Source organism: Candidatus Protofrankia californiensis (genome assembly GCF_900634765.1).
Classification (GTDB): Bacteria; Actinomycetota; Actinomycetes; order Frankiales; family Frankiaceae; genus Protofrankia; species Protofrankia californiensis.
Genome location: NZ_CAAAFT010000197.1, coordinates 1 through 8,853 on the forward strand (window position 1 = coordinate 1; position 8,853 = coordinate 8,853).

Here is an 8,853-nt window from a genome sequence, read left to right on the forward strand (position 1 = left end):
CCTCAAGTTCTCGCTGCCAACGAAGAACAAGCCCATCACGACTGTCGAGGACCTTCACCTCGCCGCCACGCCCGCCCATGGTCGTGCTCGTGCCGGTGCGTGGTGGAGGCAGCGCAGGCCAGGGCTCATCGGTTGAGGACGATGGTGAGCAGCCCGGTCAGCGCGACGGTTTGCAGGGCGGCACGGGCCCAGATGACGCTGTCCCAGCGTTGCTGGAGGGCTCGCGTGTCCGGGGGAACGGTGTGGTTGGCCGCGGCCGTGCGGAGCTGCTTGTTGATCGGCGCGCTGACGCGTACGTAGATCGCAAGCCAGGCCAGCAGCGCGGCCAGAGCTGTTGCACCGCCGATGCGCGCGGGATTGTTGTCGCTGGTCATGGTGGCGAGCGCTGCGGCGATGACGGAGACTGCTCCGGGTACGGGCAGTCGGCGATCTCCGTACTCGTGGACCCGGCCGAGCAGGTCGGCTACGGAGGCGTCAGCGGCATCGACTGCGGCAGGACGCAGCACGAGCGCGGAGAAGAATGTCGGTGCCATAGATGATCGCGGCAGTCGCGACTGCGACGAGCGCGGCGGCGGTAGCTAGATTGCTCACAGTTGCCTCTTTCCGGTCGATCGGGTGCCGCGCCGAGGCGATGCCGCCGGTGTGGGTAGGGCGCGGGTGAGGCAGTCGGTCAGCGCGTCCCCGAGCAGGGCGTGCAGCGCGGCGGAGTCGACGTCGACGCGGCCGACGGCCAGCAGCGCGATCAGCCCATGCGCGGTGTCTCATCGTGATGGAGGAGCAGACGCCGTGCCTCGACGAGCAGGATCTCGCCTGCGGGTGTGACCCGGGAATACCGTCCATCCCGTTGCATCAGGGACTGGCCCACGACGGCTTCCAGCCTGCGGACGTGCTGGCTGATCGTGGGTTGGCTCAGAGGGAGCGTCCTGGCCGCCCGATGGAACCCCCGCAGTCGGCAACGGCGACGAAACTGCGCAGATGGAGGAGGTCGAGGACCTTGTTCACTCGCCGCTCACTCGGTTCACTCGCCGCTCACTCGCCGCGTACCCCGCTGCTTCGTGCCCGTACCGCCACGTGTATCGCGGATCGTACGGCCGACTTCGATCGAGGTCCATAATCGAGGTCGATAGGAGCTTGCCGTTGGACGGCTGATTGCCGTATATGTCCTGATTCGGGCGTGGCACCCGCAGCGGCATCGGCTCAGTGCGGGGGATGCCGTCCCCCGGCGGAAGACGGCCGTGGTGCGGCCCGTCCAGGGCGGTCGGTGCGGCTGACACGGCGGCGGGAGATCGACCTCATGCGTGTGTCCGCAGCCACCTGTCGTCACCGGTTGCCGTAGTTCTCACGGCGTAGCGGTGGCCAGGCATCGGTCAGCTGATCTGGATCGTGTGGCGGGCTCGTCGTCAGTCGGTCCGACCCGAGGACCAGGGGACGTGGGGTGATTGCGCGACCTGACATCTGCCGTGTCACGCGGGATCACGGTCGGGCTGTCTGACGCCGTCTGGTGGGGTCTCAGACACCCTGGGCGTGTTGGAAGGCGTCCAGGATGTCGCTGGCGATGCGGCCTCGGTCTCCCACGTCGTATCCGTGCGCGCGCGCCCAGGTGCGCACGGCCGCCGGGTCGTAGGTGGAGGCGGTGGCCGCCAGGCCCGGCTCTCTCGGTGGCCGTCCAAGAGCGACCGTCGGCACGGTGATCCGGCCGAGTGCGCCGGCGTCCTCGTCTCCGTCGGCGGCAGCGGTCATCGAGGCCCGGATCCGGTCGGCTTCGCGGGTACCCAGCGGCACGTTCGCGCTTGGCATGCGGCTGATCCGCACAGATCCGCCAGAGTCCGGTCCCACGGCCGCCGGAGAGGCTGATCCGACGGATTCCGCGATCTCGGCGAGGTGTTCGTGATGGGTGAATACGATGATCTGCCAGTTCCGGGCCAGCTCCGTCAGGACCCGGAGAGCGGCGGTGGCACGCCGGTCGTCGAACGTCATCAGCACGTCGTCGAGGACGACCGGGAGAGGTACCTCGCCGCGGGCGACCCGGTCGCGTTGCAGCTGGTCGATCGCGGCCAGCCGCAGGGCGAGGAAGACCTGGTCGGCGGTGCCCTCGGAGAGCTCGACGGGTTCCCTTTCCTCCTCGTCGGCTCGGACGACCCGCAGGAACCGTTGGTTGTCTCCGCGGTCTACGGCGCGCAGCGCCACATAGGACCCCTCGGTGAGGCGTTCGAGCAGGCGGCCGGCCTCGACGAGCAGCGGAGACGCATGCCGGCGTTCGTAGGCTTCGAGCTGGCCGCGCAGAATGTGATGTTGAAACCGGGCGATGAGATACCGCTCCGTGCCTTCGGCGACCAGCGCGAGATACTCCTGCGCCTGGGCGTGCAGTTCGCTCGCGCCGGGTCCGCGCTGAAGCTGACGCAGCCGCTCGTCTATCTCGCCGAGCTCGCTGCGCGCCTGGTCGTGGGCGGTGGAGTATTGATCCCGATCTTCCCGCGCGGTGGCGAGCTCTTGTTGCAGGTCGCGCTCGTCACGTTCGGCGAGTTTCTTGACGAGTGTCTCCAGTTCGTCGTCTGGTGCGGCGGCCCGGATCACGTTCTCGGTGGTTCTTTCCTCGGCCGTGGCTACGATAACGGCTCGGCTGCGCTCGACGACTGGGCGGAACGGTTGGTCCACCGGTAGGCCCACCTCGTCCCGCAGCTTGTCCAGATGGTTCGCTGCTTCCGCCTGCCGAGCCTGGGCTGCTTCGATCTGTTCGGTGAGTCCGGCGATGGTGTTGTCCATCACCTTGGCGGAGGCCTGAGCGTCGCGATTGGACCTCACTTGGTCGACGAGTCGGTGGAGGACCTCGGCCGGGGAGTCCTCGTCGAACCCGCCGTCGCCGTGGCGGGCCGCCAGTGCGGCTACTGCTTCGGCGAATGCGTCGACGCGCGCTCGGGCGTTGACCGCATCCTTGCGGGCCTGGATCCCGTTGTTGTGGGTGGCTACCGCCTGGGTCAGGACCGCATGACGCTCCGCCCAGCCCGCAGGGCTGATCGTCGATGGAAGTGCGGCATTGTGGATGAGCGTGTCCCACTGCTGCTCGGCCATGCGCAGGGCGCCGGCCTTTTCCCCTCGGGCGTGCTGGGCGTCCTCGGTGCTGCGTGCGTGCAGGGCTGCGCTGTTCCGCGCCTCTCGGGCGGCATCATCGTCGGCGAGGATCTGGTCGGCCGCTACCAGGAGACTGTCGAGATCCGCGCCTGGATACGAGTGTCCCAGCTGCGCGAGTGCCTCTGCCAGGGTGGCGTGTTGGGCGTCGGCCTGGCCGGTCAGGCCGGCGATGCGGCGTTCGGCGCCCAGCAGGGCGGTCTGCGCCTGCTGGGCTTCGTCGAGGGCCCGGCGTACCTCGTCGGCCTCGTCCACCACGGGTGTCGCAAGCCCGAGATCGTTCCAGAAGGCTTCCCAGCCCTGCCGCGCCTGGTCCATCGCGTCGTCGGCGGTCGAGCGGGCGTTCAGCGCTGCCCGATGCCGGGTCTCGGCGTCGGCGAGGTCGTGTTGCTGCTGGGCACGTTTCGCGGCGAGCTTGGCCTGGCTGATCAGCTGATCGGCGATCTCGTCGGCGCGGCGCACTGCACTGGCGAGCGAGGGAAGGAGTTCCTCGGCCCGCGAACGGGTCAGCCCGCCCGCCGCGGCCCGGACCAGCCGGTCCCACAGATCCGACCGTTCGGCCCGGATCCGTACGAGCATGGCCGGGTCCGGCAGGTTCTGTCCGTCGGTCGTGGCAAGCCGCTGACGGGCCCGTTCCAGATCTTGCTCGGCGGTGGTGAGTGCGTTCCCGCTACGAGCCTGGGCGGTCTCAGCGTCCGTGAGGCGCTCCCGGGCGAGCCGCACAGCATCCTTGGTCAGTGCCGCAGGTCGCGGCCCGTCGACGTCTCGGGCACCCGCCCGGCGCAATGTCTCGCGGCGGTCCTGGTACGCGACCGCGGCGCTGTCCACGGATTCACGGAGCCGCAGCGAAGCGGACCCCTCCGCCCGGATCACCATGATGACCTCGCGCATCAGCCTGATCGACGCCGCGTCGAGGGTCGGCACGGCCGATGCGGACGCCCGCTGCCTGGCCAGGGCCGCCGTCACCGCGTCGTCTGCCCACGCCAGGTCCGCGGTCAGCTCGCCAATCCGGGTGGCCAGCTCATCGAGTTGGGCCGCGAGATCGACCGGCACATACAGGGCGGTGAGAAGCTCCTCGGTCGACCGCTGGTCGCCCGGTCCGACGAGTCCGAGCAGCTGCGTTCTGGCCTCGCCGAACAGGGATTCGGCCTCGATCTCGCCATGTCGGGCCAGGTCGGCGTCTGAGGAGCGGGCTCCGGCCTGGCGTTCCAGCCGGGTGATAGCGGCGGAATCGGTGAGGATGGCGTCGTCGACCGTCAACGACTCGCGCTCGTGAACTTGCGTGGTGAGGGCGGCTGTCGGCCGCTCGACCTCGTCGGTCGCCGCGTCGAGTTCTTGCTGGTTGGTTTCGTACGCGTCGATCTGCTCGGGGCGCAGCATGAGGCCGTCGGCGAGCAGCCGGGCGCGTTCGGCGCGCAGGCCGACCAGCCTGTGGATATCCGGCAGCGCGCGCCGCCGCTGGTCTGCGTAGGTGTGTCGCTCGATGGCGGAGGCCAGACGGGCCGCCGCCGCGTCCGCCGCCCGCTGCCGTCGCGTCCGTTCGCCCCGCGCGTCGGCCACAGTCTTCGCCCGGGTCATCGACGAATCAGCCTCGCGGCGAAGACGGTCGTAGTCGATCAGCGCCGCACGCACCTGCGCCTTGGTACTGCCGCGGTGCTGCTTGTAGAGGCCGTCCATCTCGGCCTGCAGATTCGACACCAGGGTGCGCACGGCACGTCCGCTGCGGGCCGTGAAGACGAGTTCCGCCAGATCCCCCGTGCCGTGAAAGACACTGTCGCCGCCTTCGCGCAGTCCCGCGTGCGACAGGCCGAACGCATCCCGCCATCGCTTATGCGCGCCGGGGCCGCCCTGCCCCCACACGGGTTCGAACGGATGGCCGTCGGAGCTGCTGACCAGGCCGGTGTTACGGCGACGGATCTCCACCTCGCTGCCGTCGGGCAACTCGAGACGGGCGGTGAGGCTGAGTGTGCCCACGGCGAAGGTAAAGTCCTGATGCCCCCGTCGATAACCCCACAGCAGGTCGGACAGAGCCTCCAACGTTGTTGACTTACCCGCCTCATTGGCGCCGACGACCAGGGTGAGTGCCGGCCCGAACTCCAGGTCGCGCCCCTCGAACGCGCCGTAACGGTCCAGGCTGAATGATCGGATCCGCATCAGTCCTCATCACCGACGAGCCGCGCGACCAGACCGACGCCCGCCCGGCGCGCGAGGTCGACCAGAGCGCCCGGGTCTCTCAGGTCGAGCAGATCCGCGGCCCGCAGGGGCCGCCCGACCTCGCGTTCCAGCGGCCCGATGAGCGCGGCGAGCAGGTCGGCGTTCGTGGCCAGGTCGTCGGCTGCCGCGTGGATGGCGGCCATCAGCTCCGGGTCGACGGACGCAGGCTGCTCCGGGCTCACCGTGCGAACCAGGATCTTCTCGATGGACACGTCCAGGCCGGCGGTGACCGTCGCGAGCTCCTCGCGCAGGCGTTCGTTGTCGGTGAGGCCGGCGGCGGCCCGTGAGGTGCCCACCAGGACGAGCCGGGCGACGACCGGTCGGGTTCCCGCTTCACGGCGCGTCGCCCGGAGTTCCCCGGTGACGCGGGTGAGGACGTCTTCCAGCGTGCGGCATGGCGTGGCGTCGATGGTCAGTGTGGCCCAGCGGGCGACGTCGCACGGCTCATGGCTGATCATCGCTGCCCGGCCGGGTTCCACCTCGACGACGAGCGCGCCTTTCGGACCGCTCTCCCGAGGATGGCGACCTTGAAGGTTGCCACTGAACGCGGCCACATGCTCGCCATCACGGACGATCCGATGGGCGTGGACATGGCCGAGGGCGAAGTAGTCGTAGCCCGTTCGCCCGAGGTCATCGGCGGTGCACGGCGCATAGGCCGCGTGATCCTCGGCCCCCTCGACCGCGGTGTGCAGGAGCCCGACGTTGACCATTCCGGGAATCGCGTTCGGGTAGGCCCGGGCCAGGTTGGTGTACACGTCGCGGGTGGGATAGCTCTGGCCGTGCACGGCCAGGCCGATCTCCTCGACGGTGCCCGTCCCGGCCTGATCGGAGGCGAAGACGGTGACGTTCGGCGGCAGGATCAGGGCCCGTGTGATCTCACTCTCCGCGTCATGGTTGCCCGCGATCATAAAGACCGGGATCTTCTCGTCGTGGAGTCGCGCCATTTGCTCCACGAAGAACCGTCCGGTCGCGTAGTCCCGCCAGTTGCCGTCGTAGATGTCGCCGGCGAGTAGCAACGCGTCTGCCCGCCGGTCGACCGTCAGGTCGGTGAGGTTCTCCAGCGCCCGACGCGTGGCCTGGCGAAGCAGATGTGCCAGGTCGCTGTCGCCGAGCCGGGTCAGCCCCCGCAGCGGGCTGTCCAGATGGACATCGGCGGCATGGACAAGACGCATGTTCCTCCCGAGGATCAGCGACACCCTCCCCGCAGGTCACCGACGACGGGAACGGTCCTCCCCGCCAGCCGGTCAACCAGGCAGACCGTAATACCGTGACTATGGTGTAAACAATCCATTTGGCCAATTCTCGCATAGAGAAGTTTGAATCATGTTGGTACGTTGGGTATTAAGTGTTGCTCGTTCGTCGCTGAGGGATGCGGTGGCATGCCCGGGTCCGTCGCGCCCGCAAGACCCCCAAGGCGCCTCGGACCAGGCACGAAAGCGCGCCGCCCGTGCACGGGCTGTCGTGGCACAGTGTCCCGCGCGACTCATTGTGGGCTCGTTGTGCGGCCCGAAGATGCGGTCCGCAGTGAACGACGGAAGCGGGTCATCGCCGTCGGGTGATGGTGAGCGAGTTCGGACTCCTGTTCGCGGACTTCTGTCCGGTTTCACCTTCACGAATCAGGGACCGGGAACGGTTCGTTCGGCAACATTCGGGGTGATGATTGACTGGATGACCGACGCGGGAGTTGATTCCGGCGGCCTGAGCGACTATGTGCCGGGTCTTGTCGTGCCGACACCGCTTCTTGAAGGCCGGAGCGTAACGAAGGCATACCGGGCCTGCGCATCCCAGCCGGCGCCGGCGGGACGGGAAGACAGGCGGTGGTCAATACGCTGGCAGGGATTACCTGGCGATGAGCCTTTCCGCGTAACGTTTCGTCGCGATGGGTAACCGGATGATAAGATCACAAGATTTGTGATTTTTGGGCTCGCCCGGGTGCAGGTCGTCACCTGTCGCGCTGCCAGCCCGGCAGGCAGGCCACGTCCAGGCCATCTGCCGCGAGTGCGCCGAGCTCGCCGGCTCGTCTGCTCGCCGGCTCGTCGGCTCGTCGGCTCGTCGGCTCGTCTGCTCGTCGGCTCGTCGACGACTATCAGCACACGCCCATGCCCGTGATCAAGGCGGCGGAGGCGATCAAGACATATCTTGATACCCAGACGAAGCAGACGTGAAGCGGAGTATCGGTGACTGATTCGACCATCATCTACACGCACACTGACGAGGCCCCGGCCCTGGCGACGTACTCGTTCCTGCCGGTGGTTCAGGCGTACGCCCGGGCGGCCGGTGTCAGTGTCGAAAGCCGTGACATCTCCCTGGCAGGGCGGATCATCGCCAGCTTCCCCGAGCGTCTCCAGGAGGTCCAGCGCGTCGACGACGCGCTCGCCGAGCTCGGTGAGCTGGCCAGGACGCCCGGAGCGAACATCATCAAGCTGCCGAACATCTCGGCTTCGATTCCGCAGCTGAGGGCGGCGATCGCCGAGCTGCGGCAGCAGGGCTACGCGCTGCCGGACTACCCGGATGACCCGAGGAGCGACGAGGAGCGGGAGATCCGCGCCCGTTACGACAAGATCAAGGGTAGCGCCGTCAACCCGGTGCTGCGCGAGGGCAACTCCGACCGCCGCGCCCCCGCATCGGTGAAGAACTACGCCAGGACCCACCCGCACCGGATGGGCGCGTGGAGCTCCGACTCGAAGACGAACGTCGCCACCATGGACGCCGACGACTTCCGCTCCACCGAGAAGTCGGCGATCATCGCTACGGACGGCTCGCTGCGCATCGAGCTGGCCGGTGACGACGGCAGCACCACCGTCCTGCGTGCGTCCGTGCCGGTGCTGGCCGGCGAGGTCGTGGACGCCTCCGTCCTGCGCGTGGCCGCGCTGCGTGAGTTCTTTGCGGCGCAGGTCGCCCGGGCCAAGGCCGAGGGCGTGCTGTTCTCGGTGCACCTGAAGGCCACGATGATGAAGGTCTCCGACCCGGTCATCTTCGGCCACGTGGTGCGGGCCTTCTTCCCGAAGACGTTCGCCGCCTACGGTGAGACGCTCGCCGCGGCGGGCCTGACCCCCAACGACGGGCTCGGTGGCATCCTCAAGGGCCTGGAACCGCTGCCCGAAGGCGCGGCGATCAAGGCCTCCTTCGAGGCTGAGCTGGCCGACGGCCCCGCCCTGGCGATGGTCGACTCCGACCGTGGCATCACCAACCTGCACGTGCCCAGCGACGTCATCGTCGACGCCTCCATGCCGGCCATGATCCGCACCTCCGGTCACATGTGGGGCCCGGACGGCCAGGAGGCGGACACCCTCGCGGTCCTCCCCGACAGCAGCTACGCCGGCATCTACCAGGTTGTCATCGACGACTGCCGGGCGCACGGCGCCTTCGACCCCGCGACGATGGGCTCGGTGGCCAACGTCGGCCTGATGGCGCAGGCGGCCGAGGAGTACGGCAGCCACGACAAGACCTTCGAGATCCCCACCGCGGGTACGGTGCGGCTCGTCGACGAGGCCGGCACCGTGGTCCTGGAGC

The 8,853-nt window shown here is 68.7% G+C and carries 5 protein-coding genes; 1 reads left to right on the forward strand and 4 read right to left on the reverse strand.

The features are described 5' to 3' along the window. Positions 1-125 precede the first annotated feature (125 nt). From DD1DGNOD_RS27940 to DD1DGNOD_RS10810, 4 genes are all read right to left on the reverse strand, one after another. The gene (locus tag DD1DGNOD_RS27940) at positions 126-533 is read right to left on the reverse strand and encodes a DUF1772 domain-containing protein (RefSeq protein WP_206443088.1); all 408 of its coding nucleotides are present in this window, start codon (positions 531-533) and stop codon (positions 126-128) included. 209 nt (positions 534-742) lie between these two features. After that, positions 743-949 (reverse strand): LysR family transcriptional regulator, encoded by a 207-nt coding sequence (locus tag DD1DGNOD_RS29230; RefSeq protein ID WP_346434308.1) that lies wholly within the window; start codon positions 947-949, stop codon positions 743-745. 560 nt (positions 950-1,509) lie between these two features. Continuing rightward, positions 1,510-5,280: an AAA family ATPase gene (locus DD1DGNOD_RS10805; RefSeq protein WP_131767169.1), complete on the reverse strand. Its 3,771-nt coding sequence runs from the start codon at positions 5,278-5,280 to the stop codon at positions 1,510-1,512. Further along, positions 5,280-6,512, reverse strand: a complete 1,233-nt coding sequence (locus DD1DGNOD_RS10810) for a metallophosphoesterase family protein (RefSeq protein WP_131767168.1) — start codon at positions 6,510-6,512, stop codon at positions 5,280-5,282. The genes DD1DGNOD_RS10805 and DD1DGNOD_RS10810 overlap by 1 nt, the downstream gene beginning before the upstream one ends. Positions 6,513-7,517: 1,005 nt before the next feature. On the opposite strand from DD1DGNOD_RS10810, the gene DD1DGNOD_RS29235 reads away from it, so the two are divergent. Then, a partial coding sequence (locus tag DD1DGNOD_RS29235) for an NADP-dependent isocitrate dehydrogenase (protein WP_241255641.1) occupies positions 7,518-8,853 on the forward strand: 1,336 nt, incomplete at its 3' end.

Bases quoted from the DNA above. Each gene is read 5' to 3' on its own strand.
- DD1DGNOD_RS27940 (WP_206443088.1), bottom strand. From the start codon at position 533: ATGGCACCGACATTCTTCTCCGCGCTCGTGCTGCGTCCTGCCGCAGTC.
- DD1DGNOD_RS10805 (WP_131767169.1), bottom strand. From the start codon at position 5,280: ATGCGGATCCGATCATTCAGCCTGGACCGTTACGGCGCGTTCGAGGGG.
- DD1DGNOD_RS10810 (WP_131767168.1), bottom strand. From the start codon at position 6,512: ATGCGTCTTGTCCATGCCGCCGATGTCCATCTGGACAGCCCGCTGCGG.